The sequence below is a fragment of the Variovorax sp. S12S4 genome (assembly GCF_023195515.1).
Lineage (GTDB): Bacteria > Pseudomonadota > Gammaproteobacteria > Burkholderiales > Burkholderiaceae_C > Variovorax.
Window position 1 is genome coordinate 1,182,995 of sequence record NZ_JALPKR020000002.1, and the last position, 26,984, is coordinate 1,209,978.

The 26,984-nt window shown below is 66.1% G+C and carries 22 protein-coding genes; 9 read left to right on the top strand and 13 right to left on the bottom strand.

Annotation, left to right across the window (positions count from 1 at the left end):
* Positions 1-6: 6 nt before the first annotated feature.
* The gene (locus M0765_RS06075) at positions 7-1,647 is read right to left on the bottom strand and encodes an AMP-binding protein (RefSeq protein ID WP_258502568.1); all 1,641 of its coding nucleotides are present in this window, start codon (positions 1,645-1,647) and stop codon (positions 7-9) included.
* Positions 1,648-1,733: 86 nt separating this feature from the next.
* Here M0765_RS06075 and M0765_RS06080 point away from each other — a divergent pair, with 86 nt between their 5' ends.
* The 3 genes from M0765_RS06080 (at position 1,734) to M0765_RS06090 (ending at position 7,379) form a co-directional block, all read left to right on the top strand.
* Positions 1,734-2,438: a TetR/AcrR family transcriptional regulator gene (locus M0765_RS06080; protein WP_258502569.1), complete on the top strand. Its 705-nt coding sequence runs from the start codon at positions 1,734-1,736 to the stop codon at positions 2,436-2,438.
* A 66-nt stretch (positions 2,439-2,504) separates the two neighbouring features.
* A complete protein-coding gene (locus tag M0765_RS06085) occupies positions 2,505-3,752 on the top strand; it encodes a branched-chain amino acid ABC transporter substrate-binding protein (RefSeq protein WP_258502571.1) in 1,248 nt (415 codons plus the stop codon).
* Positions 3,753-4,157: 405 nt separating this feature from the next.
* Positions 4,158-7,379 (top strand): bifunctional cytochrome P450/NADPH--P450 reductase, encoded by a 3,222-nt coding sequence (locus M0765_RS06090; protein WP_258502572.1) that lies wholly within the window; start codon positions 4,158-4,160, stop codon positions 7,377-7,379.
* A gap of 15 nt (positions 7,380-7,394) precedes the next feature.
* Here the strand turns inward: M0765_RS06090 and M0765_RS06095 are convergent, their stop codons facing one another.
* From M0765_RS06095 to M0765_RS06115, 5 genes are all read right to left on the bottom strand, one after another.
* On the bottom strand, positions 7,395-8,168 hold the full coding sequence (locus M0765_RS06095) for an esterase/lipase family protein (protein ID WP_258502573.1): 774 nt from the start codon (positions 8,166-8,168) through the stop codon (positions 7,395-7,397).
* A 93-nt stretch (positions 8,169-8,261) separates the two neighbouring features.
* Positions 8,262-8,897: a TetR/AcrR family transcriptional regulator gene (locus M0765_RS06100; RefSeq protein ID WP_258502574.1), complete on the bottom strand. Its 636-nt coding sequence runs from the start codon at positions 8,895-8,897 to the stop codon at positions 8,262-8,264.
* A gap of 41 nt (positions 8,898-8,938) precedes the next feature.
* Positions 8,939-9,412, bottom strand: a complete 474-nt coding sequence (locus M0765_RS06105) for a phasin family protein (protein ID WP_258502575.1) — start codon at positions 9,410-9,412, stop codon at positions 8,939-8,941.
* Between the two features lie 77 nt (positions 9,413-9,489).
* Entirely contained in the window at positions 9,490-10,044 is a 555-nt protein-coding gene (locus M0765_RS06110) for a hypothetical protein (RefSeq protein ID WP_258502576.1), read from the bottom strand.
* Positions 10,045-10,183: 139 nt separating this feature from the next.
* Positions 10,184-11,878 (bottom strand): WS/DGAT/MGAT family O-acyltransferase, encoded by a 1,695-nt coding sequence (locus M0765_RS06115; RefSeq protein WP_258502577.1) that lies wholly within the window; start codon positions 11,876-11,878, stop codon positions 10,184-10,186.
* Positions 11,879-12,062: 184 nt separating this feature from the next.
* On the opposite strand from M0765_RS06115, the gene M0765_RS06120 reads away from it, so the two are divergent.
* Together M0765_RS06120 and rocF are read left to right on the top strand one after the other, a co-directional pair.
* Entirely contained in the window at positions 12,063-14,114 is a 2,052-nt protein-coding gene (locus M0765_RS06120) for a prolyl oligopeptidase family serine peptidase (protein ID WP_258502578.1), read from the top strand.
* The gene (gene rocF / locus M0765_RS06125) at positions 14,111-15,034 is read left to right on the top strand and encodes an arginase (protein WP_258502579.1); all 924 of its coding nucleotides are present in this window, start codon (positions 14,111-14,113) and stop codon (positions 15,032-15,034) included. Before M0765_RS06120 ends, rocF begins: the two co-directional genes overlap by 4 nt.
* Positions 15,035-15,062: 28 nt before the next feature.
* On the opposite strand, the gene M0765_RS06130 is transcribed toward rocF, so the two are convergent.
* From M0765_RS06130 to M0765_RS06145, 4 genes are all read right to left on the bottom strand, one after another.
* Positions 15,063-15,758: a DUF2242 domain-containing protein gene (locus tag M0765_RS06130; protein ID WP_258502580.1), complete on the bottom strand. Its 696-nt coding sequence runs from the start codon at positions 15,756-15,758 to the stop codon at positions 15,063-15,065.
* Positions 15,759-15,856: 98 nt separating this feature from the next.
* A complete protein-coding gene (locus M0765_RS06135; RefSeq protein WP_258502581.1) occupies positions 15,857-16,510 on the bottom strand; it encodes a nucleoside/nucleotide kinase family protein in 654 nt (217 codons plus the stop codon).
* Between the two features lie 30 nt (positions 16,511-16,540).
* Positions 16,541-17,812, bottom strand: a complete 1,272-nt coding sequence (locus M0765_RS06140) for a Glu/Leu/Phe/Val family dehydrogenase (protein WP_258502582.1) — start codon at positions 17,810-17,812, stop codon at positions 16,541-16,543.
* Between the two features lie 159 nt (positions 17,813-17,971).
* Positions 17,972-20,950: an L-glutamate gamma-semialdehyde dehydrogenase gene (locus M0765_RS06145; protein WP_258502583.1), complete on the bottom strand. Its 2,979-nt coding sequence runs from the start codon at positions 20,948-20,950 to the stop codon at positions 17,972-17,974.
* A gap of 88 nt (positions 20,951-21,038) precedes the next feature.
* Between M0765_RS06145 and M0765_RS06150 the strand changes: the two genes are divergently transcribed.
* The gene (locus M0765_RS06150) at positions 21,039-21,512 is read left to right on the top strand and encodes an Lrp/AsnC ligand binding domain-containing protein (protein ID WP_258502584.1); all 474 of its coding nucleotides are present in this window, start codon (positions 21,039-21,041) and stop codon (positions 21,510-21,512) included.
* A 13-nt stretch (positions 21,513-21,525) separates the two neighbouring features.
* On the opposite strand, the gene M0765_RS06155 is transcribed toward M0765_RS06150, so the two are convergent.
* Positions 21,526-22,227, bottom strand: coding sequence for a YggS family pyridoxal phosphate-dependent enzyme (locus M0765_RS06155; protein WP_258502586.1), 702 nt, complete (start codon positions 22,225-22,227; stop codon positions 21,526-21,528).
* A gap of 51 nt (positions 22,228-22,278) precedes the next feature.
* On the opposite strand from M0765_RS06155, the gene M0765_RS06160 reads away from it, so the two are divergent.
* The 3 genes from M0765_RS06160 (at position 22,279) to M0765_RS06170 (ending at position 25,474) form a co-directional block, all read left to right on the top strand.
* Positions 22,279-23,322, top strand: coding sequence for a type IV pilus twitching motility protein PilT (locus M0765_RS06160; protein ID WP_258502587.1), 1,044 nt, complete (start codon positions 22,279-22,281; stop codon positions 23,320-23,322).
* 27 nt (positions 23,323-23,349) lie between these two features.
* The gene (locus tag M0765_RS06165; protein ID WP_157616144.1) at positions 23,350-24,486 is read left to right on the top strand and encodes a PilT/PilU family type 4a pilus ATPase; all 1,137 of its coding nucleotides are present in this window, start codon (positions 23,350-23,352) and stop codon (positions 24,484-24,486) included.
* Positions 24,487-24,565: 79 nt separating this feature from the next.
* Positions 24,566-25,474 (top strand): NAD(P)-dependent oxidoreductase, encoded by a 909-nt coding sequence (locus tag M0765_RS06170; protein ID WP_157616145.1) that lies wholly within the window; start codon positions 24,566-24,568, stop codon positions 25,472-25,474.
* Positions 25,475-25,545: 71 nt separating this feature from the next.
* On the opposite strand, the gene M0765_RS06175 is transcribed toward M0765_RS06170, so the two are convergent.
* On the bottom strand, positions 25,546-26,310 hold the full coding sequence (locus M0765_RS06175; protein ID WP_258502588.1) for a BON domain-containing protein: 765 nt from the start codon (positions 26,308-26,310) through the stop codon (positions 25,546-25,548).
* Positions 26,307-26,951 carry an SIS domain-containing protein gene (locus M0765_RS06180; protein WP_258502589.1) on the bottom strand — a complete coding sequence of 215 codons (645 nt, stop codon included), beginning with the start codon at positions 26,949-26,951 and terminating at the stop codon, positions 26,307-26,309. Before M0765_RS06180 ends, M0765_RS06175 begins: the two co-directional genes overlap by 4 nt.
* Between the last annotated feature and the right edge of the window lie 33 nt (positions 26,952-26,984).

Genomic DNA, 26,984 nt, shown 5'->3' on the forward strand with positions numbered 1-26,984 from the left:
AACCTTTCAGGCTTTGTCTTTCAGCAGGCGCCGAAGCACCTTGCCCGCGCCCGTGGTCGGCAACGCGTCGATGAAGCTCACGGTCCGCGGCGCCTTGTAGCTCGCCATGTTGTCGCGCGACCAGGCAATGAGCGCGTCGGCATCGAGCGCAGCGCCGGGCTTGCGCACGATGAAGGCCTTCACCACTTCGCCCTTTTCCGAGTCGGGCTGCGCGATGACTGCGGCCTGCGCCACCGCGGGGTGCTTGATGAGGATGGTCTCTACCTCTTCGGGGAACACGCTGTAGCCCGAGACCTTGATCATTTCCTTGAAGCGGCCGATGAAGGTGAGATACCCGTCCGCATCGAGCTTGCCCATGTCGCCAGTGTGCACCCATTTGCCGCGCAGCGTGGCGGCGGTAGCCTCGGGCTTGTTCCAGTAGCCCTTGAAGCAGCCGGGGCTGGTCAGCACGATCTCGCCGACCTCGCCTGTGGGAACGTCGGCTTGCGTGTCGGGGTCGACGATGCGGATGGTCACGCCGGGCACCGCAATGCCCTGCGTGCCCCACCGGGGCGCGTGGTGCGGCGTGTAGGTGTCGCACGTGTGGGTTTCGCTGAGGCCGTAGGCGGCCTCGAACGAAACGCAATGGGGTGCATGCGAGCGCCACTGCGCGGCCAGCGGCTCGGTAAAGGTAATGCCGAAGCTGGTGACCGGATTTCGCTTCAGGCTCGAGAGATCGAAGCTCGCGATGTCGGGCACCTGCATACAGGCCACATTCATCGGCGCGATGCTGTACCACCAGCTCACCTTGTGCTGCGCAATGGCTTGCAATGCGGCGCGCGGATCGAAGCGATGCAGCAGCACCGATGCGGCGCCGCTGAGCACCGGCACGTTCACGCCCATCAGCATGCCGGCGATGTGATAGAGCGGTGCAATGGAAAGCAGCACGTCATCGCCAGTCACGCCATTGCAATCGGCAGCAGCACGCGTCTTGAAGAGCGCGTTGCCGTAGGTGAGCATTGCGCCCTTCGGCAAACCGGTGGTGCCCGATGTGTAGGTCATGAGCGCCACGTCGTCCAGGCCGATGCTCACGGGCTGCGGTGCGGCGCCGCTTCGCATCACGGAAAGAAAGTCTTCGCAGCCTTCAGGCACGCTGCGAACGGATCCGCGTTCGGCAAGCAGCTCGGCCGGCAGATCGAGCACGGGATTGGCAGGCAGCAGGTCGGCGTAGTGCACCACGAACACATGTTCGATCGCACTCTCGGGCTGAACCTTGCGCACCACTGGCAGCAGCGGCGCGGCCGCGACGATCACGCGTGCCTTCAGGTCGTTGACCTGGTAGGCCAGCTCGTGCTCCTTGTTGAGCGGGCCGCTGGGGCAGACGATGGCGCCGATTTTCTGGATGCCGAAGTGCGCCACCAGGTACTGCGGGCAGTTGTTGAGAAAGAGCACCACCGGCTCTCCCTTCTTCATGCCGATGGTTTGCAACCGCGCCGCGAAGGCATCGCTCGCAAGGTCGAGTTGCGCCCAGGTCATGGCATGGCCGTACCAGATGCACGCCGCGCTGTCGCCGCGCTCACGCGCATGGGCGCGCAGGTATTCGTGCAGCGGTTGCTGTGGACGGGGTGGAAGCTCGCTCAACCCGCGAGCCGTTGCGGTTGTCTCCATGGCGTCACTTTCTCAGGGTTATCGATAGCCGCCTGCGCGGGGCCGGCGCTTGCCAATGAGTGCATGGTGCACCAACAATCCTACCCATGGGTATAACTTCGGCGACACGGCACAAACCCTCTGGCGATGCCGATGCTTCGGCATCCACCACGGCACAGCCGCATCTGCCCCAAGGCACGGGCCGCCAGCGAGCGGCCACGCAGGGCACCGACCTGCAGCGCGAGCGCATCCTGCAGGCGGCGGCGCAGCTTTTTGCGGCGCAGGGCTATGCCAACACCACCATGGCGCAGATCGTTCGCGCACTGGGCGTGACCAAGCCATTCGTGTACTACTACTTTCGCGACAAGCAGGAGATCTTCGAGACGCTTTCCTGGCGCCCCGCGGTCGACTGCTTCACCGCGCTCGACTTTGCGGCCAGCGATCCGCGGCGAGCGAGCGAAAAAGTGATCGAAGGCATCGAGCGGCTGATTCGCGCGACCGTTTCGCACCACCCCTGCGCTTTTTTTGCGTACCGCGAGCCGCAGGTGTACCGGCCCGAATACATCGCCGCTCAGAAAAAGCTCGCGCACCACTTTTACGACTTGCTGTGCCCGCTGCTCGAAGAAGCGCGGCGCGATGGCGACCTGGACTTCACCGAAACCAAGATCACCGCGCTGGCCGCCTGCAGCCTGCCGGGTTTCCTCTACAGCTGGTACCGGCCCGACGGCCGCCTTTCGGCCGACGAAGTGGTCGCCGAACTCACGAAGCTGGCAAGCCGTGTGATCGGCCTTCGCGCCAAAGAAGCGCATTGAAGCGAAAGGCGCGCACGGCGCCCTCCGCGGAAGTTTCTTTTCAAACAACATCGGAGACACACTGACATGAAATCCAGGCACGCCCCCATCGCCCTTGCGGTGCTGCTGGCCCTTGCGGGTACGGCACAGGCGCAGCAGCAGACTTACAAAATTGCGTACATCGATCCGCTCTCGGGCCCGTTCGCAAACGTGGGCGAGCTGATGCTGACGCACACCCAATACGCCATCGAAGAGATCAACGCCAAGGGCGGCGTGCTCGGCGGCACCAAGCTGCAGTTGCTTCAGTTCGACAGCAAGCTCTCGGCGCAAGAAAGCCAGAGCGCATTGCAGGCGGCCATCGACCAGGGCGCCAAGGCCATCGTCACGGGCGGCTCGGGCTCGTCGGTGGTGGCGGCGCTCGTCCAGTCGGTCACACGCTGGAACCAGCGCAATCCGGGCAAAGAACTGATCGTGCTGAACCATTCGTCGATCGACCCCGAGATGACGGGCAAGACCTGCAGCTTCTGGCACTTTCAGACCGAGGCGAACACGGCGATGAAGATGAAGGCGCTGGCCAACTACATCAAGAAGACGCCCGAGGTGAAGAAGGTGTACCTGCTGAACCAGGAATATGCGCACGGCAAGCAATGGGCAAGCTACGGACGGCAGCTGGTAGGCCTTGCGCGGCCCGACGTTCAGTTCGTCGGCGAAACGCTGCATCCGATCGGCCGGGTGAAAGACTTTTCGCCGTATGTCGCGAACATCAAGCAGAGCGGTGCGGACTCGGTGATTACCGGCAACTGGGGGCAAGACATGACGTTGCTGCTCAAGGCCGCGGGAGACGCGGGCTACGACCTGCGCTATTTCAATCACAGCGCGGGTTCGGTGCCGGGAACGGTGCTGGCGGTGTCACAGGCCAAGCTGGGGCAGCTGACCTGGGTGGCCGAATGGCATCCGGGCCAGGCCGATACGCCGCGCGCGGATGCGCTCGCGAAGGCCTACAAGGCGAAGACGGGCAAGGACTTTCTCGCGCCGCGCATCGACTTCACGCCGCGTCTCCTGGCTGCGGCCATCAACAAGGCGGGCAGCACGGACACAGTGAAAGTGGCGCGTGCGCTCGAGGACCTGAGCTTCGATTCGGTGGTGGGGCCGGTGCGCATGCGCGGCGAGGACCATCAATTGCTGTTGCCCCAGGTGGTCAACACGATTGCGCCGGTGGATGGCAAGAGCGTGAAGGTGGGCTGGGAAGGGACCAACTACGGGTTCCGGACAGACGCTGTGTATACCGGGAACGAATTGGCTCAGGGGACTGACTGCAAGATGGTTCGGCCTTAGTGGGTTGAGTTGAGCGTTTTTCAGGGCGCGTGCAAAGGCCACCGGGTACTCCCCCTCCGCGAATGTCCCCGGGGCTGCGCCCCTCCTCCTTTATTTCGCTGCGCGGAGCACCCGATGCCCTGTGCACTTGGGCACGCTGCGGTGTATCGCTGATCGACGACTGCTCTGGATCACGCACACGTCGATGGGGTGCCTTGCGCAGCGAAATAAAGGAGGAGGCCGCAGGCCGGGGGACATTCGCGGAGAAAGGTACCCCGTCGGCAGGTGCGCCGCCCTGAACGAGCAACGCCCCAACACCGAACCAGCCTAAGGGAAACCCCGTCTGCCTCGCTCTCACGCCCCCGAGATACTCCGGAAGTCACACCCGGACACCCCGAAGCGGGTCCACTCCAAAGGCGCAAACCCATGGCAGGCAAGAACTCGCTCTATCCGATTCCGCATCCGGCAAAGAAGCCGTTCGTCGGCAACCTGCTGTCGATCGGGTCCGACTCTCCCGTGCTGGACATGTGGCGGATCGCGCAGGAGCTTGGCGGAATCTACTGGCTCGACATGCCGGGCATGCCGGTGATCGTGGTGTCGTCGCCCGCGCTGGTCGACGAGCTGTGCGAAGAGGCGCGCTTCGACAAGAGCACGCGCGGTGCGCTGCGCCGGTTGCGTGCCGCGTCACACGGGCTCTTTACCTCCGATACCCACGAAGAAACCTGGTCCAAGCCGCACAACATTCTGTTGGCCAACTTCAGCCAGCGCGCAATGCAGGCCTACCACCCGATGATGCTGGACATTGCGAGCCAGCTGGTCACCAAATGGGAGCGCCTGAACTTCGACGAAGAGGTGGACGTGGTGCGCGACATGACCGCGCTCACGCTCGACACCATCGGCCTTTGCGGCTTTGGCTACCGCTTCAATTCGTTCTACCGCGAAGGTTTTCATCCCTTCGTCGATGCGATGGTGCGCACGCTCGAGACGGTGCAGAACCGCCGCGGCCTGCCGCTCGAGGAGTTCATGCTCAAGAAGGAGCTTGCGCAGCAGCGCAAGGACATCCGCTACATGCACAAGATGGTGGAGGACATCATCGAGGAGCGGCGCGCGAGCGGCGCCGACATCGCCACCAAGCCCGACCTTTTGAGCTACATGATCGCCGGCGTGGACAAGAAGAGCGGCGAGCAGCTCACCGACAAGATGATCCGCGACGAGTGCATCGAGTTTCTTATCGCGGGGCATGAGACCACCAGCGGCCTGCTCTCGTTTGCGATCTACTTCCTGCTCAACAACCCCGAGGCCATGGCCAAGGCGCAGGCCGAGGTCGACAGTGTGCTGGGCGGCGACACCTCGCAGAAGCCCACCTATGCGCAGGTGAACCGGCTGACCTACGTGCTGCAGGTGCTGAAGGAGTCGCTGCGCCTGTACCCGACCGCGCCCGCGATCTCGATGCGCGCGAAGGAAGACACCACGATTGGCGGGCAGTACACGATCAAGAAGAACAACATGGTCATCATGCATGCGCTCGCGCTGCATCGCGACAAGGGCATCTGGGGCGAGAACGCAGACCAGTTCAACCCCGACAACTTCAGCCGCGAAGCCGAGCGCGAGCGGCCGGTCAACGCCTTCAAGCCCTTCGGCAACGGGCAACGCGCCTGCATCGGGCGGCAGTTCGCGCTGCAGGAGGCGGTGCTCACGCTGGGCATGATCCTGCAGCGCTTCAACCTGGTCGATCACACGGGCTACAAGCTCAAGATCAAGGAGGCGCTGACGATCAAGCCCGAAGGCTTCAAGATCAAGGCGCTGCTGCGCGACCCGGCCTCGCGTCCACGCGGCAACGGCGAGATTGCCGCCACAACGCCGGATGCGCCGGCCAAACCCGCGGCACGCAAGCCGCAGGCCGCGCGCCACGGCACATCCCTGCTGGTGCTGCAGGGCTCCAACCTGGGCACGGCCGAAGACCTGGCGCGCCAACTGGCCGAGGCCGGCGAGCTGCGCGGCTTCTCCACGCAAGTGGCTTCGCTCGACGACTACGCTGAGCGGCTGCCGGCGAACGGCGCGGTCGCCATCGTCTGCGCCTCCTACAACGGCGTGGCGCCCGACAACGCCGCCGAGTTCCATCGGTGGCTCGACAAGGCCGACGACTCGCTCAACGGCGTGCGCTTCAGCGTGTTCGGCTGCGGCAATACCGATTGGGCCGCCACCTACCAGGCGGTACCGCGGCGCATCGACGAGCGGCTCGGGGCGCTCGGCGCCACGCGCGTGCATCCGCGCGGCGAAGGCGATGCGCGCGAGGACATGGACGGGGCGTTCCAGGACTGGAGCGATGCGCTCTGGCCCGAGCTGGTGAAGACCTTCGGCATCCAGGCCGGCGCCGACACACCCGCCGAGGCCGAGCCGCTCTACACACTGGAAGAGCTGCCGCCGCCGCAGAAGAACGCGCTGGTCGATGCGCTCGGCGCGGTGGCGCTGCGCGTGGTGGAAAACCGCGAACTGCAAAGCCCCGGCGGCGATGCGGGGAGCAGCCGATCCACGCGCCATGTCGAGTTGATGCTGCCCGAGGGCCTGAACTACGTGCCCGGCGATCACCTGAGCGTGGTGCCGCGCAACAGCCCCGCGCAGGTGGAGCGCGCGATGGCACGCTTCGGGTTCGACCGCTCCGCGCATGTGCGGCTGCATGCTGCTGCGGGCCGCAAGGCGGCCCTGCCGGTCGACCAGGTGGTGGCGGTCGACCGCCTGCTGGGCGACTACGTCGAGCTGCAGGACGTGGCCACGCGCAAGCAGATTGCCACGCTCGCCGCCTACACCGAGTGCCCGTTCACCAAGCCCAGGCTCATGGCGCTCTCGGGCAGCGACGAGGCTTCGCAGGCCGCCTACAGGGCCGAGGTGCTGCACAAGCGAAAGTCGCTGCTCGACCTGCTCGAGGAGCACCGCGCGTGCCAGGTGCCGTTCGCGGTGTTTCTTGAAATGCTGTCGCCGCTCTCGCCGCGTTACTACTCGATTTCTTCTTCGCCCTCGATGACACCGGGGCGATGCAGCGTCACGGTGGGCGTGGTGAGCGCACCGGCGCTCTCGGGCAATGGCACCTTCGAGGGCGTGTGCTCCAACTACCTGGCGCGCGCCGAAGCCGGCGACACGGTGCACGGCGTGATTCGCGAAACCACGGCCGAAGGCTTTCGCCTGCCGGAGGATGCGCAGCGCCCGCTCATCATGATCGGCCCCGGCACCGGCCTTGCGCCGTTTCGCGGCTTTCTGCAGGAGCGGGCATCACGGGTCGAGCGGGGCGAAGCGCTGGGCGATGCGATGCTGTTCTTCGGCTGCCGGCACCCGGAGCAGGATTTCATCTACGCGGAAGAACTCAAGGCTTGGTCGCACCGCGGGCTGATGAAGCTGCACACGGCCTTCTCACGCTCGGGCGAACGCAAGGTGTATGTGCAGGACCTCATCCGCGAGCAGGGCGCTGCCGTGTGGAAGCTGCTCGAAGCGGGGGCGGTGATCTATGTGTGCGGCGACGGCTCGCGCATGGAGCCCGACGTGCGCCGCACGCTGGCCGACCTGGCCCGCGAGCATGGGCACGACAGCAACGCGTGGATGGACAGGATGATTGCCGACCAGCGCTACGTGCTCGACGTGTGGGCCGGGGCCTAGCCCCTGCGGCTCAGCTCAGACCTCGCGGTCTGGATCGGGATAGACCAGCGGCCCGAGCAGGCCGCGGTTGAAGGGCTTCCACTTGCCCTCCGGCTGCGCAAGGCGGTCGGCCACCGCGTAGAGCACGGCGGGATGGCCGCCGAGCCCCAGATGGCTTGCCACCACCTCGATGTTCTCGGCCTTGGGGCCGGGCTTTTCAAGGCTGCAGCGCCACGCGACGACACCGTCGGTGCGGCTGAAGATCGACGTGGTGGGCACCGGCGGCGTGGGCTGCACGAACTTCATGCGGCGCGGGTCGTGCGAGCTCTGGCCGCTCACGCCTTCGTACACCCGCCAGGCGTTGGTGGCGCGCGGGCTGCCGGAGAACGGGCTGCCCAGGGTGATGACGTTGCGCACCAGGTCTGGCTGTGCGGATGCGAGAAGCCGCGCATAGATGCCGCCAAGGCTCCAGCCGATCACGCTGACCTTCTGGCCGCTCTTTTCATGCAGCGACTTGAGGAGCGCCAGCATGCCGTCTTCCACGCCTTCGCGCGGGCCGAAGTTGCGGCCCAGGCCCCAACCGTGCGCGTCGTAGCCGCGGCTGCGCAGGTAGCGGCGCAGCAGCAGCGTGGAGCCATCGCCCGCCACGAGCCCCGGCAACACGATCACCGGGTGCCCGTCGCCGCGAGGCGTGAGCTGCAGCAGCGGCCACATCGCCACGCCGGCACCTGTTTCCCAGAGTGCGCGTGCTTCGGCCAGCATCAGCAGGCCCGATGGTGGCGCAATGTGGTCTCGGGTGGCGGTGGTCATGAGGGCGGAATTCCTGTCTATTTCTGTTTCGCTGTTGTGTGGGACGAGCATGGCGAACGAAAGTTTCGCCACCTCGTCGGACAACTGCGATGTTTATCCGAGGTATTTGCCCCGCAGGTAATCAAGGTAAGCCCTCGATTCGCTGGAAACATACGGGGAAATCAAGGTGAGCGTGTAAAAAGCCGCCAATCCCGGGTCGGCCTGCGCCAGCGCATCGCGCCCCGGCACCAGGCGCTCGAACGAGAGCCAGCAGGTGGTGGTGAAAACCATCTGCAACGCCAATATGCGCGCCTGCTCCGCGCTGGTCTGGATGACGCCCGAGGCCACCAGCCCTTCGCAAAGCGCCTGGGCCGCCAGCAGGTTCTGCGCAGTGAGCGCCTGCGCGCGCTGGCCCAGCGCAGGGTATTCGCCGGCCAGGAAAGCCATGTCGCGGTAGATGAAGCGGTATTCGTCGATGGCTTCGAAGCGCAGGTGCAGCGCAAGCCAAAGGTCGTCGATCGCGGCAATCGAATCCGAAGATCCATTGAGCACTTCGAGCCGCTGCTCGAAGCGCCGGAACAGCCACTCGACGATCAGCTGCTTGGCCTTGAAGTGATAGTGCAGGTTGCCCGGACTCATGCCGAGCTCGGCCGCAATCTTGTGGGTGGACACCGCCGCAAGGCCTTCCGCATTGAACAGCGCAAGGCTGGCCTGCAGGATGCGATCGCGCGTGGTGTTGGAACTGGCCACAACCGGCTGGTGCGTGCGTCGGTGTTCGCTGGGCTTGGGGCTCAGCGCTTGCCGCTGCCGCGCGGGCTGGCGTTCTTTGGTTCGAGCTCGGCAAGGCGTTCGCGCAGCCGGGCCACTTCCGCACGCAGTGCCTGCACTTCTTGCACGCTGGGCATGCCAAGCCGCTCCAGGGCGGTGGCCACGCGCTGGTCGAACACGTCTTCGAACTTGCGCAGGCCAAAACTGTCGAGGCTCGGAAAGCCGCGCGTGAGCGGCGCCTTGGTGGCGCCGGCGGTTGCGTCGAACTTGCCCTGGCCGATACCGAGCAAGCCTTCGATCACGTTGGCCTGGCGCTTGGCGACGTCGTCGCGCACATTGCCAAGGGCTTTCAGGCCCGCGCGAAGCAGGCCCTCGGCGCCGCCGGTCTTTTCGGCGGACCGGGGCTTGGGTGCAGCAGCAGATTTCTTCTTTGCCGCCGCAGCCGTTTTCCTGGCTGCAGGCGCTTTTTTGGCCGCGGAGGCTTTCTTCGCAGGCACCGCCCTCTTCTTCGGATCGTCAGTCGAGTCAGTCGAACGGGGTCGGGTCGCCATGCGTTGTTTGCTCCAGGGTCAGGTCAGGCCGCCTTGCGGGCGGCGGTGCGGCGAACCGGCTTCTTGGCGGCGGCCGCCTTGGCCTTCACGGTGCGCACGGGCTTGGTTTCTTCGGTGCCGCTCACGCGCACTTCGATCTGCTTGGCACCGGCCGCGACCTTGTCGGCGATTTGCACCGACACATTGGCGATCGGCTGGTTCAGCGCGTTGAAGGTCTTGACAACCGAGGTGACCACAGGCGACTCGACACCTGCCACGCGGCCGGCCACGGCTTCGATGCCGCTGGTGGTGCCCGCGGCCACGCGGTCCATCACCGAAACGATGCGGCCGGTGTCGATGTCCAGGCGGTTGGTCAGGAAGCCATTGATCTTTTCCTGCGCGCCGATCAGGTTGGCCTTGACCTGCTCGCTCACCAGCGGAATCTGGCGGCTGCCCAGAAATTCGCTGTAGCGCGAAGCAGCACCGCCGAGCAGGCGATGCACGCCGGCGCGGTAGGCACCCACCAGGGTCTTGCCGGCGTCGTTGTACTGGCCGATGACGTGGATGGCGGCGGAAGAGAAAGAAGCTTGCGTGGTCATGTGACGATTTCCTGGAAGTTGAACGTTCGCGGGATTCGCGATGGGGTGATCTTCTTCCGGAGTGCCTAGGCCTGAAAAGCTAGAACTGTGGGAAAACTAGTCCAACTGCCCCAATTTCCGGCCAGGGGCCTGCCGATCATCATGCCGCAGCAGCCGCCCTGGCGCGCTTGGCAGGTGGCGCGGCGGGCTTGCGGGGCGCGACCTTGCCCGGGGCCGTCTTGATCGGCGCCTTCCTGGCGGGCGCCTTGGCGACCGTTGTCTTTGCCGCCGCCGGCTTCTTCGCTGCCACCTTCTTTGCCGCGGGCTTCGGCACGGCCTTCGGAGCAGCCTTCGCAGCGGGCTTGGCCGCAGCCTTCACGACAGGCGCCGGCTCAGGGGCAGCCGCAGCCTTCGCGAGCGCCGCACCCGCAGCCGCCGGATGCGTCTGCGTCAGGTCCATCAGTAGCTTGTGCTCGGCCAGCATGTAGTCGCCGATCTCGGTGATGTCCGGCACCGCCCGTCGGCAGGCGATGAGGCCGTAGTCCATGCGCCCGTTGTAGCTCTGCACGGTTACGTTCAAAGCCGTGCCGTGGCTCGCAATGGACACCGGGTAGTAGCTGGTGACCAGTGCGCCCGCAAAGTACATCGGGAACGGCGCGCCCGCCACGTTCGAAATCGCCACGTTGGCCGCCGGCGGCAGCAGGTTCACCAGGCCCGAGCGGCCGACCATCGACGCGATGCCCGACACCAGCCAGGGCGCCGCAAAGGTCGGAAAGTCGTCGAGGATCATGGCCTTGAAGCGGTTCATCGTCGACTTCGACGCGTTCGACGACGCATTGATGGCCTTCAGCCGCTGCACCGGGTCCGTGATGTCGGTGGCCAGGCTCACCAGGATCATGCTGGCCTGGTTGTTGGCCGTGTCGTCGCCCGCTTCGCGCAGGCTCACGGGCACGCCGGCCACCAGCGGCTTGGCGGGCAGTTCGTTGTTGTCGGCCAGGTAGTGGCGCAGCGCGCCGGCCACCGTGGCCATGACCACGTCGTTGAGCGACACGCCGAAGTGCTTGGCAATGTGCTTGGTCTCGGCCAGTGAAATGGTGCGGCCCGCAAACGTGCGCTGGTTGGTGATCGACACGTTCAGCGAGGTGCGCGGCGCAAACAGGTTGAACTTCTTCGGCGCGGTGGCGGCGTCTTTCTCGGCCGCCTTTTCGTCGGGCTTGGCAAGTCCGCCGATCGCCCGCGCAATGGCCGGCGCCATCTTGAAAAGCTTGACGTACTGCTGCGCCGTGTTGCGCAGCGCCGCCGTCGCAAGCTCGGCCATGCCAAGCTGGTAGCCGCTGCTGCGCGGGCGTGCGCGCGGCGGCTTCACCACGCGCCCCGTCGCCTCCAGGTCGAAGATGGCCTTGCCCAGCGCCACGCCGGCCTGTCCGTCGATGCCCGCATGGTGCACCTTGGTGTACAGCGCCACCTGCCCGCTCTTGAGCCCGTCGATGATGAAAAACTCCCACATCGGGCGGCTGCGGTCGATGAGCGTGGAGTGCAGCCGCGCCACGTATTGCTGCAACTGCCGGTTGGTTCCGGGCTTGGGCAGCGTGATGTGGCGCACGTGGTAATCGATGTCGATGTCGTCGTCCTCCACCCACACCGGGTTGGTCATGTCGAAAGGCATGAGCGCGAGCTTGCGCGTGAACACGTCGGCCAGATGGATGCGGCTGGCCATGAACTGCTTGGCGTCTTCGTAGAAGTCGCCCTTGTAGCCCTTGGGCAGATCGAGCACGTTGAGCGAGCCCACGTGCATCGGCATCTCGGGGGTCTCAAGGTGCAGGAAGGTGGCATCAAGACCGCTCAGGTGTTTCATGTGACATGTCTCCTTGTGTGCGCAGGCGCCGTTCGGCAGGATACCCGTGGGCAGCCTCTCCAATAGGGGCGAATCCGTCGAACGCGGGTTTGTCCCGAGCCCATGCACGCGCTATGAATTCAATAGCTTCCGCCCTGCCGGCGGGGACATGCACGCTTTCACACCGGATTCGTACACTGCGGCCATGACCTCAACTTCTTCTTCCATGCAGACCGACGAGTTCCTGTGGCTCGAAGACATCGACGGAGCCGAACAGCTCGACTGGGCCCGGCAGCACAACGCGAAGACGGTGCAGCGCTACGCGCAGTCGCCCGCCTTCGAGCGGCTGGAGAAAGGCATTCTCGAAGTGCTCGATTCGGACGACCGAATTCCGATGGTGCGCAAGATCGGCCCGCTGTTCTACAACTTCTGGCGCGACAAGAAGAACCCCAAGGGCCTGTGGCGCCGCACCACGCTGGCCGAATACCGCAAGCCACAGCCCGCCTGGGAGACCGTGATCGACCTCGACGCGCTGGCCGAAGCCGACAAGGAGAACTGGGTGTGGCACGGCGCGCAGTGCCTGCAGCCCGAATACAAGCGCTGCCTGGTTTCGCTCTCGCGCGGCGGTGCCGACGCCAACGTGGTGCGCGAGTTCGACTTGGAGCTCAAGCAGTTCGTCGAGGGCGGCTTCACGCTGCCCGAGGCCAAGAGCAACGTGGCTTGGAAGGACATCGACCACCTCTACGTGGCCACCGACTTCGGCCCGGGCTCGATGACCAGCTCGAGCTATCCGCGAATCGTGAAGGAATGGAAGCGCGGCACGCCGCTGGAGAGCGCATTGACCGTGTACGAAGGCGGCGCCGACGACATGACCGTGAGCGCCTGGCGCGACACCACGCCAGGCTTCGAGCGCGACTTCGTCTCGCGCCAGATGGACTTCTACGACAGCGAAACCTGGTTGCGCCATGCCGACGGCCGGCTCGTGAAGATCGACGTGCCCGACGATTCCAACGCCGACATCACCCGCGAGTGGATGCTGGTCGAGCCGCGCAGCCCCTGGACCGTGGGCGGCACCACCTACAAGCCGGGCTCGCTGCTGGCCGCGAAGTTCGACGACTACATGGCGGGCAAGCGCGAGCTCACCGTGCTGTTCGAGCCCAATGACACCACCGCGCTCGACGACCATTCGTGGACCCGCAACCACCTGATTCTCAATGTGATGCACGACGTGGTGAACAAGCTCGAAGTGCTCACCCCGCTGGCCGGTGAATGGAACCGCGAGAGCCTTGGCGGCGCGCCCGAGCTTTCGACCATTGCGGCCGGTGGCATCGACGAAGACGAGAACGACGACTATTTTCTGACCGTGAGCGGCTTCCTGCAGCCGACCACGCTGTACATGGGCACCATCGGCAAAGGCGAGCCCGAGCCGCTGAAAGACAGCCCCGGCTTCTTCGACGCCTCGCGCTACCGCGTGAGCCAACACTTCGCCACGTCGAAGGACGGCACGCGCGTGCCGTATTTCGAAATCGCGCCGAAGAACCTGCAGGCCAACGGCAAGAACCCCACTCTGCAATACGCCTACGGCGGCTTCGAGATATCGCTGCAGCCGAGCTACAGCGGCGCCATCGGCCGCGCATGGCTCGAGCAGGGCGGCGTGTACGTGGTTGCCAACATCCGCGGCGGCGGCGAGTACGGCCCGCGCTGGCACCAGGCCGCATTGCAAGAGAACCGCCTGCGCACCTGTGAAGACTTCGCGGCCGTTTCAGAGCACCTCGTCGCGCGCAACATCACCTCGCCGCGGCACCTGGGCGCGATGGGCGGCAGCAACGGCGGCCTGCTGATGGGCAACATGCTCACGCTGTACCCGCAGCTCTACGGCGCCATCGTGAGCGAGGTGGCGCTGCTCGACATGAAGCGCTACACGCACCTGTCGGCCGGTGCCTCGTGGATTGCCGAATACGGCGACCCCGACCAGCCGGAAGAATGGGCGTGGATCAAGGCCTTCTCGCCGTATGAGAACGCGAAGAAGGGCCAGCCCTACCCGCCCGCGCTCTTCACCACATCGAACCGCGACGACCGCGTGGGACCGGTGCATGCGCGCAAGATGTACGCAAAGCTGGCCGCCATGGGCTACGACGCCAGCTTCTACGAGAACATGGAAGGCGGCCACAGCGCGGCAACGGACAACAAGGAGTCCGCCTTCATGGACGCCTTGGGCTACGCCTACCTGTGGAAGCACATCGGGCCATCGACATGAGCAATGACAACGGCATCACCCTCGAACTGATCGGCGCACCCACCGACATCGGCGCCAGCGTGCGCGGCGCCGGCATGGGGCCCGACGCCCTGCGCGTGGCCGGCCTGCCGGAGGCGCTGGCGCGGCAGGGCTTTGCGGTGCTCGACCGCGGCAACCTCGCGGGCCCGGCCACACCGTGGACCGCCCCTGCCAACGGCCTGCGCCACCTGGACGAAGTGATTGCGTGGAACCGCTCGGTCTATGCCGCGGTCGACACGGCACTGGGCCTCGGCCATGTGCCGCTCATGATGGGCGGCGACCATTGCCTGGCCATCGGCTCCATCAGCGCCGTGGCCTGGCATGCGCGCAAACGCGGCAAGAAGCTGCGCGTGCTGTGGCTGGACGCGCACTCCGACGTGAACACCGAAACCACCAGCCCGAGCGGCAACCTGCACGGCATGCCGGTGTCGTGCCTGCTGGGCCACGGGCCCGCGGTGCTCACCGGCTGGAGCGGCGAGCGCGCGGCGCTGGAGCACGACGCCATCCGCTTCATCGGCATCCGCAGCGTCGATGCGGACGAGAAGGAGGCCATTCGCACGCTGGGGCTCAACGTGTTCGACATGCGCCACATCGACGAGCACGGCATGCGCACCACCATGACCGAGGCGCTGCAGGACGTGGACGAAGACACCCACCTGCACGTGAGCTTCGACCTCGACTGCCTCGACCCGAACATCGCGCCCGGCGTGGGTACCGGCGTGCGCGGCGGCCCCACCTACCGCGAGATGCAGCTGTGCATGGAGATGATTGCCGACACCGGCCGACTCGGCTCGCTCGACGTGGTGGAGCTCAACCCCGCGCTCGATGTGCGCAACCAGACCGCCGAGGTGGCGGTGGAGCTGATCGAGAGCCTGTTCGGAAAGTCGACGCTGGTGCGCTGACCGCCCTGGCGCGGGCGTGGGCGCGCGGTCAGCCCGGGCTGGGCACCGGCTTCACCGGAAAGGTGGTGGCGGGCGCTCCCGGGTTCAGCGGCGCGGCCGGGCGCGGCGCCTCGGGCGCCACGCTGGGCGCCTCGGGTTCTTCTCCGCCCTGGCCTTCGAGAAAGCGGTCGAGCAGCGCGAAGAACCGGTCGTAGAACAGCTCGTCGGTGAGCGTTTCGCTCGCCACCTTGACCATGGCGTCGTCGCTGCCGGCAAAAGGCAGCGAGAGCGAGCCGATGGCGCCCACGCCCAGGCTGGCCGAGTTGTTGACCTTCTTGATGCCGTAGCGGTCTTGCAGCGCGGTGGCAAAGGCCACGGTGCTGCGCTTGCCGGACTTGCCGCCTTCGCGTGCGCACACCACGCGAAACTCCACTTCCACATGCACCTCGGCCGCCGGCTGGAAGCTCTTGCGGCCCGTCACCAGGTCGGTGTTGGCCGCGTTGATCATGTAGCCCTGGCTCAGCAGCGCGCGGCGCGCGGCCTCGCAGGTCTGGGCTTCGGTGGCGGCGTAGGTGCGCGTGTGGGTGGTGGTGGAGTCGAACTCCTCGGTCTCGTAGGAAACGCGGCGCGAGCTGCTGCTGCCGCAACCGGCAAGCACCAGGGCGGACAGCAGCCCGAGCGCGAGAACCTTGAAACGAAGAGCAGAAAAGACAGAAGAAGAGAAATTGGGGTGCATGGTCGTCATGAAGCGGCGGCGAATGCTAACCGGCTGGCATTGCAGCGCCGCCGGCGAAGCTTCGAGCATTGCGCCGCGCCAGTGTTCCCGGCAGCGCAAGAGAATTTTCAGGACCAGTGCAGCACGAAGTGCGCGCGCCCGCGCGTTGCGGCAATGAGCCGCGCATTCGGCGCATCGGTGGCGGCCACCCAGTCGCGCGCGGCCTCGGAGCTGCGGCCGAACTGCTGGTGGCGCTTCAGCAGGCGCTCTTCACGCACCGCATCGTCGATGTCCACATACCAGACCTCGTCGAGCATGCTCGCGGCGCCCGCCCAGGGCCCGGCATCGTGCAGCAGGTAGTTGCCCTCGGTGATGACCAGCTGGGTCTCTGGCAGCACCGCGATGGCGCCGGCAATCGGCTCCTCGATCTCGCGGCGGAATTCGGGCGCGTACACGATGGGATCGCCCGGCCCCTGCCCGCGCAGCCGCTGCAGCAGCGCGACGTAGCCGGCGCTGTCGAAGGTGTCGGGGGCGCCCTTGCGCCCGGCGCGGCCGAGCCGTTGCAGCTCGACATTGGCCAGGTGAAAACCGTCCATCGGCACGACCTGCGCGCGGTCTGCGCCTGCAGCCCGGAGCAACGCCGATGCAAGCGTGGACTTGCCCGCGCCGGGCGCGCCGACGAGGCCGAGCAGCTTGCGCTGGCCGCCGGCCATCAGGGCCTGCAGGCGGGCCAGGCCGTCTGCGGGAATCGAGGGGAGTTGTTGCTCGGGGGTGGTGCTCATCCCCCGAGCGTACAACCTTGCTTCAGCGAATCAGGGGTACAGGCCGCGTTCCTGGCGAGCCATCAGGATGCGCTCGCAAGCCACCGCGTAGGTGGCGGTGCGCAGCGTGATCTTGTGCTTGTCCGCCGTGTCCCAGATCTGGTTGAGCGCGTTCATCATGATGCGGTCGAGCCGCACGTTGATCTCGTCCTCGTCCCAGAAGAAGGACGAGAAGTCCTGCACCCATTCGAAGTAGCTCACCGTGACACCGCCGGCGTTGCAGATCACGTCGGGCACCACCAGCACGCCGCGTTCGGCCAGGATGTCGTCGGCCTGCGATACCGTAGGGCCGTTGGCGCCTTCGAGCACCAGCTTGGCCGATGTCTTCTGCGCGCGCTCGGCCGTGATCTGGCCTTCGAGCGCGGCCGGAATCAGGATGTCGCACGCCGTGTCCCAGAAGGCTTCGTTCGGCACCACGTCGCCGCCCTTGAAGGCGACCACGCCTTCCTTGTTGGCAACGGGAATGAGCTTTGCCAGGTCGAGGCCGTTGGTGTTGACGATGGTGCCGGTGTGGTCCTGCACCGCGACGATCTTGGCGCCCGCTTCGGCAAAGAGTTCGGCCGCAACCGAGCCCACGTTGCCAAAGCCCTGCACCGCAATGCGCGCGCCGCGCAGGTCCATGCCCAGGCGGCGAGCCGCCTCGCGGCCGGTAACGAACACGCCGCGGCCCGTGGCCTTGACGCGGCCGAGCGAGCCGCCCAGGTGCAGCGGCTTGCCGGTAACCACGCCCGTGGCGGTGCCGCCCACGTTCATCGAATACGTATCCATCATCCAGGCCATGATCTGGCCATTGGTGTTGACGTCGGGTGCGGGAATGTCGGTGTGCGGGCCGATGATGATGCCGATCTCGCTGGTGTAGCGGCGGGTGATCTTTTCGAGCTCTTGCAGCGAGAGCTTCTTCGGATCGACGCGGATGCCGCCCTTGGCGCCGCCGTATGGCAGGTTGACCGCGGCGGTCTTGATGGTCATCCAGGCCGACAGGGCCATCACTTCTTCGAGCGTGACGTCGGGGTGAAAGCGCACGCCGCCCTTGCCCGGGCCACGGCTCATGTTGTGCTGCACGCGGTAGCCCTCGAAGTGGGCGATGGTGCCGTCGTCCATCTCGATCGGCACGTCGACGATCAGCGCGCGCTTGGGGCGCTTGAGCGTTTCGACCCAGCGGGCCAGCGGGCCGAGGTACGGCACCACGCGGTCGACCTGCGAGAGGTACGTGCCCCAGGGGCTGTTGGCGGTCGGATTGACGAAGGAGAGCTTTTCACTCATGAGAGAACCCTTGGTTTGAACGGATGGCCGCAACGATAGACCTCTCGCGCCCGGTGCGCCATGGCTTATGCGCGCCGCGAAGGCGGTTATGCAAGAGAGGTTTGACCCTGCGGGCGCCCGTGCCGGCCCGGCGAAAACAAAGGCGCTCCTTCCGCCGCGCTAGGCAACGGCGCTCAGCAACGCGGCATTGCCGCCGGCCGCCGTGGTGTTGACCGTGACCGTTTGCTCGGCGCAGAACCGATACAGGTAGTGCGGCCCGCCGGCCTTGGGCCCCGTGCCGCTCAGCCCTTCGCCGCCGAAAGGCTGCACACCGACCACCGCGCCAATGATGTTGCGGTTCACGTAGATGTTGCCCACATGCGCGCGCGAGGCCAGCGCCTGGGCGCGCGAATCGATGCGGGTCTGAATGCCGAGCGTGAGGCCGTAGCCCAGCGCGTTGATGCGATCGATCACCTCCGCGGGGTCGCTCAGCGCGCCATGGCCCCAGCGCGCAATCTGCAGCACCGGGCCGAAGATCTCGCTGGTCACGCTTTCGATGGAAGACACCTCGTAGGCCTGCGGCGCAATCAGGTTGCCTTCCGCATCCGTTGAAGAAGAAGCCGGCGCAAGAAGACGCTTGGCCTCCGAATCCAGCCGCTTCAGGTGGCGCCGGATGTTGTCGGCCGCTTCGCTGTCGATCACCGGCCCCACGTCGGTCGACAGCAGCGCCGGGTCGCCAGCCACCAGTTCCCCGGCCGCGCCGCGAATCATTTCGATCACCGCGTCCGCAACGCCGTCGTGCAGCACCAGCAGCCGCAATGCCGAGCAGCGCTGCCCAGCCGAACGGAATGCACTCTGCACCACGGCATCGACCACCTGCTCGGGCAGCGCGCTCGAGTCGACCAGCATCGCGTTGATGCCGCCGGTCTCCGCAATCAGCGGCACGATGGGGCCGTCCTTGGCGGCAAGCGCGCGGTGAATGATGCGCGCCACCTGCGTCGAGCCGGTGAACACCACCCCTGCCACGCCCGGCGCGGCGACCAGCGCGGCACCCACCGTTTCACCCGGGCCGTGCAGCAGTTGCAGCGCATCGGCCGGCACGCCGGCGGCGTGCAGCAGCTTCACGGCTTCGAGCGCGACGGCGGGCGTTTGCTCGGCCGGCTTGGCGAGCACCGTGTTGCCGGTGGCAAGCGCGGCCGCCACCTGGCCCATGAAGATTGCCAACGGAAAATTCCACGGGCTGATGCACACCCAGGGACCGCGCGCGGTGAGCCGCAGTTCGTTGCTCTCGCCCGTGGGGCCGGGCAACGCCACGGGCTGCATGATGCGCTCGGTTTCGTCCGCGTAGTAGCGCAAGAAGTCGATGGCCTCGCGCACTTCGGCTACTGCATCGCCCCAGGTCTTGAACGCCTCTTTCACCAGCAGCGCGCAGAAGCGCGGCAGTTCCCGCTGCAGTGCATCGGCGGCTTGGCGCAGCGTGGCGGCGCGAGTCTCGACCGGCGTCTTGCGCCAGTGGCGAAAGCTGGCTGCACTGGCGGCAACGGCTTTGGGCGCGCTGGCAGGGTCGAACTCTTCGACCCGGGGCACGGCGGTGGCATCCAGTGCCGCAAGCAACGGCGCGCGCATCGATTCGACGGCAAGGTCCACGCCCTCGCTGTTGCGCCGCGCAGGCGGCGGGCCGAAGAGCGCGGGCGGCAGCGGCAAGGCGGGATTCGATGGTTCGAGCCAGAGCGGGGACATGAGCAGCTCGTCGATGTCCACGTCTTCGTCGCCCAGCTGGTTCACGAACGATGAATTGGCGCCGTTCTCGAGCAGGCGCCGCACGAGGTAGGCGAGCAGGTCCTTGTGCTGGCCCACGGGCGCATACACGCGCACCGGCGCGGCGGTGCTCTTCATCACTTCGCGGTAGACGCCCTCGCCCATGCCATGCAGGCGCTGCAGTTCGAAAGGTGCCTGCGCCGCCTCGGCCATTTGCAGGATGGCGGCGATGGTGCCCGCGTTGTGCGTGGCGAACTGCGGATAGATCGCATCGGGCGCCGAAAGCAGCGCGCGTGCGCAGGCCAGGTAGCTGATGTCGCTGTGGTGCTTGTGCGTGAAGACCGGGTAGTGCGGCAGACCGAGCTCCTGCGCACGCTTGATCTCGGCGTCCCAGTAGGCGCCCTTCACCAGCCGGCACATCAGGCGCAAGCCGTGTTTGCGCGCCACCGACGTGACATGCTCGATGAGTTCGAGCGCGCGCGTCTGGTAGGCCTGCAGCGCAAGGCCAAAGCCGCGCCACTGCGGCTGTTCGGCGGCCACGCGCGCGGCCAGCGCCTCGAACACATCGAGCGAAAGCTCCAGCCGGTCGACCTCTTCGGCGTCGATGGTGAGGTTGAGGTTGGCAGCCGCTGCAAGCTCGCACAGCTGCCACACGCGCGGCACCAGCTCGCGCATCACTCGCGCGTGCTGTGCATATTCGTAGCGCGGATGCAGCGCGCTCAGCTTGATGGAAATGCCGTCGTTGTGCTCGGGCGCACGCGCCGCATCGGCGCCGGCCGCAATGGCGCCGATGGCGTGCGTGTAGCTGTCGAGGTAGCGCAGCGCATCCGCATCGGTACGCGCGCCTTCGCCGAGCATGTCGTAGCTGAAGCGCAGTGCGCCTTGCTTGCGGTGCGCCGAGCGGGCCTCGTCCATGGCCTCTGCAATGGTCTGGCCCAGCACGAACTGGCGGCCGAGCAGTTGCACCGCACGCAGCGTGGCGGCCACCACCGTGCGCGCGCCCAGCTTGGCCATGAGGCCGGACGGGTGGTCGCCTTCGGGCAAGAACTTCTTCGACATCGCGATGGCGGCGGAAGACAGGCGCGACAGCGTGGAGTCGGCCGTGCCTTCGAAATCGGCGCGGCCCAGCTGATCGGCCGTGAGCGCAATGGCCGTGGCGGCATCGGGCACGCGAAGCAGCGCCTCGGCCAGGCGCATGAGCGCCAGGCCCTCGGCACTGGAAATCGGGTATTCGCGCAGCAGGCTTTCCATGGCCCAGAACGGCGGCGGGTGGCGGCGCACCGCCTCCACCCACGGCCTAGCGGCAATGGCCGCCGCAGCCCAATCGAGTGCGCCTTCGAGCGAGGCGAGCCGGTGAGATACGACATCCGCTTCAGGGCGGTAAGGGGTGGGCAGGTGCATGGCAGTTCCTTGGTTCTATCCCCTATGGTCTTTGGATATAGGCCGAATCTTTTGCCAAAAAACAAGGTGCGAACCGGATAATTCACCAATGCCCGACCTGGACCTGGACCGCATCGATCTCCGGCTACTGAAGATTCTTCAGGAAGACGGCCGCATCACCAACCTCAAGTTGGCCGAGGCGGTGGCGCTCTCGCCCACCGCGGTGCTGGCGCGGGTGCAGCGGCTCACGCGCGAGGGCTTCATCCAGGGTTACGAGGCGCGGCTCGATCCGCACAAGCTCGGGCGGGGCCTTACGGTGTTCGTGGAAATTCTGCTCGACCGCACCACCCCCAACGTGTTCGACCAGTTCAAGGCCGCCGTTCACGCGCGCGACGAAATCATGGAATGCCACATGGTTGCGGGCGGTTTCGACTACCTGCTCAAGACCCGCATGGCCGACATGGCGGCGTACCGCGACTTTGCCGGCACGGTGCTGTGGCAACTGCCCGGCGTGCGAGAGACGCGCACCTACGCGGTGATGGAAGAAGTGAAGAGCAGCGCGCGGCTGCCGCTCGCGCTGTAGCTCACCGATAGGCTCAGGCCGGTTTGCGAGGGCGCCCGCCGAAGATGGCCGTGCCGATGCGAACCATCGTGCTACCCGCGCTGACGGCCGCCTCCAGGTCGGCACTCATGCCCAGCGAAAGCGTGTCGACTTCGATGCCCGCGGCCCGAATGGCGTCGTAAACCTCGCGTGCGCGCAAACACAGTTCGCGCTGCGCGGCGAAATCCGGCGCCGGCTCGGGAATGGCCATGACCCCGCGCAGCTGCAAATGTGGCAAAGCCGCCACAGCGCGCGCAAGCGGCAAAGCCTCTTCCGGAGGCACGCCGGACTTGTTGGCGCCGCCGTCCACATTGACCTGCAGGCACACCTGCAGCGGCGGCAAATGCGCCGGCCGCTGGGCCGAAAGGCGCTCGGCAATCTTGAGCCGGTCGATGCTGTGCACCCAGTCGAAATGCTCGGCCACGGGCCGCGTCTTGTTGCTTTGCAGAGGGCCGATGCAGTGCCACTCGAGCTCCGCGCGCAGATCCGAAAGCGCCTCGATCTTGTCCAGGCCTTCTTGCACATAGTTCTCGCCGAAGGCCCGCTGGCCCGCCCCGTGGGCTTCGCGCACGGCCTCCGGACCGAAGGTCTTGGACACCGCCAGCAGCCGGACTTCGGCCGGGTTGCGCCCCTCGGAGGCGCAGGCCCTTTCGATCCGGTTCTTTACTTGCTGGAGGTCGTCGCCAATCATCGTCATAATCGTCCAAAATCGTATCAAAACGTCACCGAACTCGAGCCGAGGATCCCCGTGGACATTACCCAACTGCTGGCATTCAGCGTCAAGAACAAAGCATCCGACCTGCATTTGTCGGCCGGCCTGCCGCCCATGATTCGCGTCCATGGCGACGTGCGGCGCATCAACGTCGATGCGCTCGACCACAAGGCGGTGCACGCCATGGTGTACGACATCATGAGCGACACCCACCGCAAGCACTACGAAGAGTTTCTGGAGGTCGACTTCTCGTTCGAGATCGACGGCCTGGCGCGCTTTCGCGTGAACGCATTCAACCAGGCACGCGGCGCGGCCGCCGTGTTCCGGACCATTCCTTCGAAGATCCTGACGCTGGAGCAGCTCAACGCGCCCAAGATTTTCGCGGAACTGGCGCTCAAGCCGCGCGGCCTGGTGCTGGTGACCGGCCCCACGGGCTCGGGCAAGTCGACCACGCTGGCCGCCATGGTCAATTACCTGAACGAAAACGAGTACGGACACATCCTCACGGTGGAAGACCCGATCGAATTCGTGCACGAGTCGAAGAAGTGCCTGATCAACCAGCGCGAAGTGGGGCCAATGACGCTGTCGTTCTCGAACGCGCTGCGCTCTGCCCTGCGTGAAGACCCGGACGCCATCTTGGTGGGCGAGCTGCGCGACCTGGAAACCATTCGCCTGGCGATGACCGCGGCCGAAACGGGCCACCTGGTGTTCGGCACGCTGCACACCTCGTCGGCCGCCAAGACCATCGACCGGATCATCGACGTGTTCCCGGGCGAAGAAAAGGAAATGATCCGCGCCATGCTGTCGGAGTCGCTGCAGGCCGTGATCTCGCAAACGCTGTGCAAGACCAAGGACGGCCAGGGCCGCGTGGCGGCGCACGAGATCATGCTGGGCACGCCGGCCATCCGCAATTTGATTCGCGAAGCCAAGGTGGCGCAGATGTATTCGGCCATCCAGACCGGCCAGGGCTCGGGCATGCAGACGCTGGACCAGAACCTGACCGACCTCGTGCGCCGCAATGCCATTTCGGCGGCGGAAGCACGCGGCAAGGCCAAGATCCCAGAAAATTTCCCTGGCTGATCCACAGCCCTTCGGAGTACCGACATCATGGAACGCGATCAAGCCAGCCAGTTCATCAACGACCTGCTCAAGCTCATGGTGAGCCGGAACGGCAGCGACTTGTTCATTACGGCGGACTTTCCGCCCGCCATCAAGGTCGATGGCAAGGTCACCAAGGTGTCGCAGCAGGCGCTGGGCGCGCAGCACACGCTGGCGCTGACGCGCTCGGTCATGAACGACCGGCAGACGGCTGAGTTCGAGCGCACCAAGGAATGCAACTTTGCGATTTCGCCCACCGGCATTGGCCGTTTCCGCGTGAACGCGTTTGTGCAGCAGGGCAAGGTTGGCATGGTGCTGCGGACCATTCCGGCCAAGCTGCCGACCATCGACGGCCTGGGCATGCCGCAGGTGCTGAAAGACGTGTCGATGACCAAGCGCGGCCTCACCATCATGGTGGGCGCCACGGGCTCGGGCAAGTCGACCACGCTGGCGGCCATGATCGACTGGCGCAACGAAAACTCCTACGGCCACATCGTCACGGTAGAAGACCCGGTTGAGTTTGTGCACCCGCACAAGAACTGCGTGGTAACGCAGCGCGAAGTGGGCATTGACACCGACAGCTGGGAAGCCGCGCTCAAGAACACGCTGCGCCAGGCGCCAGACGTGATCTTGATGGGCGAAATTCGCGACCGCGAAACCATGGAGCACGCGGTGGCTTTTGCCGAAACCGGCCACCTTTGCATGGCCACGCTGCACGCCAACAGCGCCAACCAGGCGCTGGACCGCATCATCAACTTCTTTCCCGAAGAACGCCGCGCGCAGCTGCTGATGGACTTGTCGCTGAACCTGCGTTCGCTGATTTCGCAGCGCCTGATTCCCACCGAAGACGGCCAGGGCCGCGTGGCCGCAGTCGAAGTGCTGCTGAACACGCCGCTCATCTCAGACCTGATCTTCAAGGGCGAAGTCGGCGAGATCAAGGAGATCATGAAGAAGAGCCGGAACCTCGGCATGCAGACCTTCGACCAGGCGCTGTTCGACCTGTTCGAAAGCCACTCGATCACCTTTGAAGACGCGATTCGCAACGCCGACTCGGCCAACGACCTGCGGCTGCAGATCAAGCTCAACAGCCAGCGCGCGCGCAGCACCGACCTGTCGGCCGGCACGGAGCATTTCGCGATCGTTTAGACGCCCCCGAAGCGCCTTCGGTGCGCTGGGTGAATCCGCTGCGAGACGAAGGCCGCTCATTGGCTTTAAGCTCTCGCCCATGAGCAGCATCAACACCCGAACCTACGAATCCACCCCCGCGCAGACGGTGGCCTTTCTGGGCCTTGGCGTCATGGGCGGGCCGATGGCCGGCCACCTGGCCAAGGCCGGACATAACGTCACGGTCTACAACCGCACACCGGCCAAGGCCGAGGCATGGGTTGCCGAATTCGGCCCGCCGGGCCGCTACGCCGCCACGCCGCGCGATGCCGCCGCCGGCGCCGACATCGTGTTCAGCTGCGTGGGCAACGACGACGACCTGCGCTCCGTGGTGCTGGGCCCCAACGGCGCCTTTGCGAGCATGAAAAAAGGCGCCGTGTTCGTCGACCACACCACCGCTTCGGCCGACGTGGCGCGCGAACTGTCGAGCGCGGCGCAGGCGCTGGGCCTGCATTTCATCGACGCACCGGTTTCCGGCGGCCAGGCCGGCGCGCAGAACGGTGCGCTCACCGTGATGTGCGGCGGCGACAAGGCCAGCTTCGAGCGCGTGAAGCCGGTGATCAACGCCTTTGCGCGCGCCGTTACGCTGCTGGGCGCCAGCGGTGCCGGCCAGCTCGCAAAAATGGTGAACCAGATCGCCATTGCCGGCCTGGTGCAGGGTCTCTCCGAAGCCATTGCCTTCGGCCAGCGCGCCGGCCTCGACATGAAGGCGGTGCTCGAAGTCATCGGTAAAGGCGCAGCGCAAAGCTGGCAAATGGACAACCGCGGCAAGACCATGATCGAAGGCAAGTTCGACTATGGCTTTGCCGTCGACTGGATGCGCAAGGACCTGGGCCTGGTGCTCGACGAGGCCAAGCGCAACGGCTCGCGCGTGCCGGTCACCGCGCTGGTCGACCAGTTCTATGCCGACGTGCAGCAGGCCGGTGGCAGCCGGTGGGACACGTCGAGCCTGATCATCCGGCTCAAATAAAAAAAGCCCGCGAAAGCGGGCTTTTTGCTTTGGGCCTGGCTGGCCTGGAGCTAGGGCCGGCGAGAGACAGATCAGCGCACAGGCGAGGTGGTCACGCTGCCCGGCTGGCCGGCCGGCGGCAGCGGCTCCATCGGCGGCAACGGCACGCGCGATGAAGAAGAAGGCGCCGGAGCCACCGAGCTTGGCGCCGGCGCGGGAGCAGCACCCGTGCCGCCGCGCTGGGCCTGGTTGGCCAACTCGGCCTCGCTCACGATCTCGACCACGCGCACCACCTTTTGCACGCCCGAGATGCCGCGCGCGATTTCGGTCGCGCGGTCGGTCTCGCGCCGGGTGGCAATGCCCATCAGGTAGACCACGCCGCGCTCGGTCACCACCTTGAACGAGTTGGCAAAGATGTCCTTGGCATCGAGCAGCGAGGCCTTGATCTTGCCGCTGATGAACACGTCGTTCGAACGGTCCTGGAAGGTGCTGGGCTGGCCGATGGTGAGCTCGTTGACTACCGAGCGCACGTTGTCCACGCGCTGCACCACTTCCTCGACGCGGCGGCGGTCGGCCTCGTTGCCCACGGCGCCGGTCAGCAGCACCTGGCGGTTGTAGCTGGTCACGCTCACGTACATGTTGTCGTTGGCAATCTCGCGCACGCGGGCGGCCGCGCGCAGCTCGATGCCCTGGTCGTCCAGCTGGGCGCCGGAGCTGCGGCGGTCGGTCGCCACCATGCCCACGCCCATTGCGGCCGCGCCGCCCACCACAAGCGGCACGCAGCCGGAAAGCCCGGCAACCAGAACGGCTCCCGAGGCGAATGCAATGGCGAGGCGTTGGAATGGTGTCGTCGTCATGTGGAAGCTTCCTGTTCTCCGAGTAGCTGGGCATCCACGCCGTCGCACAGGCAATGCAGTGCGAGCAGGTGGACTTCGTGGATGCGTGCCGCACGTTCGTGCGACACACCAATCTGAACATCAGTTTCGCGCAGCGCACGCCCAATGGCGCCGCCGGTTCCGGTGCTGCCCGCGGCAGGCGAGGCCGGCTGGCCGATGCTGGCATTGCCGAGCAGGGCCACAACAGTCATGTCGCGCTCATGCGCGGCCAGCACGGCGGCAAGCACCGCAGCCGATTGCCCGCTGGCACTGAGGGCAAGCAGCACGTCGCCGGCCTGGCCGAGCGCGCGCACCTGGCGGGCAAAGCGGTCGGCGTCTATCGCGTTGGCGCTGTCGGCCAAGGGATCGGTGCTGTCGCCGGGCAGCGCAATGGCGCCCAGCTCGGGCCGCTCGCGCTCGAAGCGGCCGACAAACTGCGCCGCGAACTGCGCGGCAAGCAGGCCCGACACGCCCGCACCGCAGGCCAGCACCTTGCCGCCGCTCGTCACGCACGCCAGGATGGCCTGCATGGCTTGCGATATGGGTTTGCTGAGGACTGGGCCGGCCTGGTATTTAAGGTCGGCGCTATCGATGAAATGTTGCTGAATCCGTTGCTCGAGCATGGGGCGGGATGATACCGGGGGGCAATGAAACAA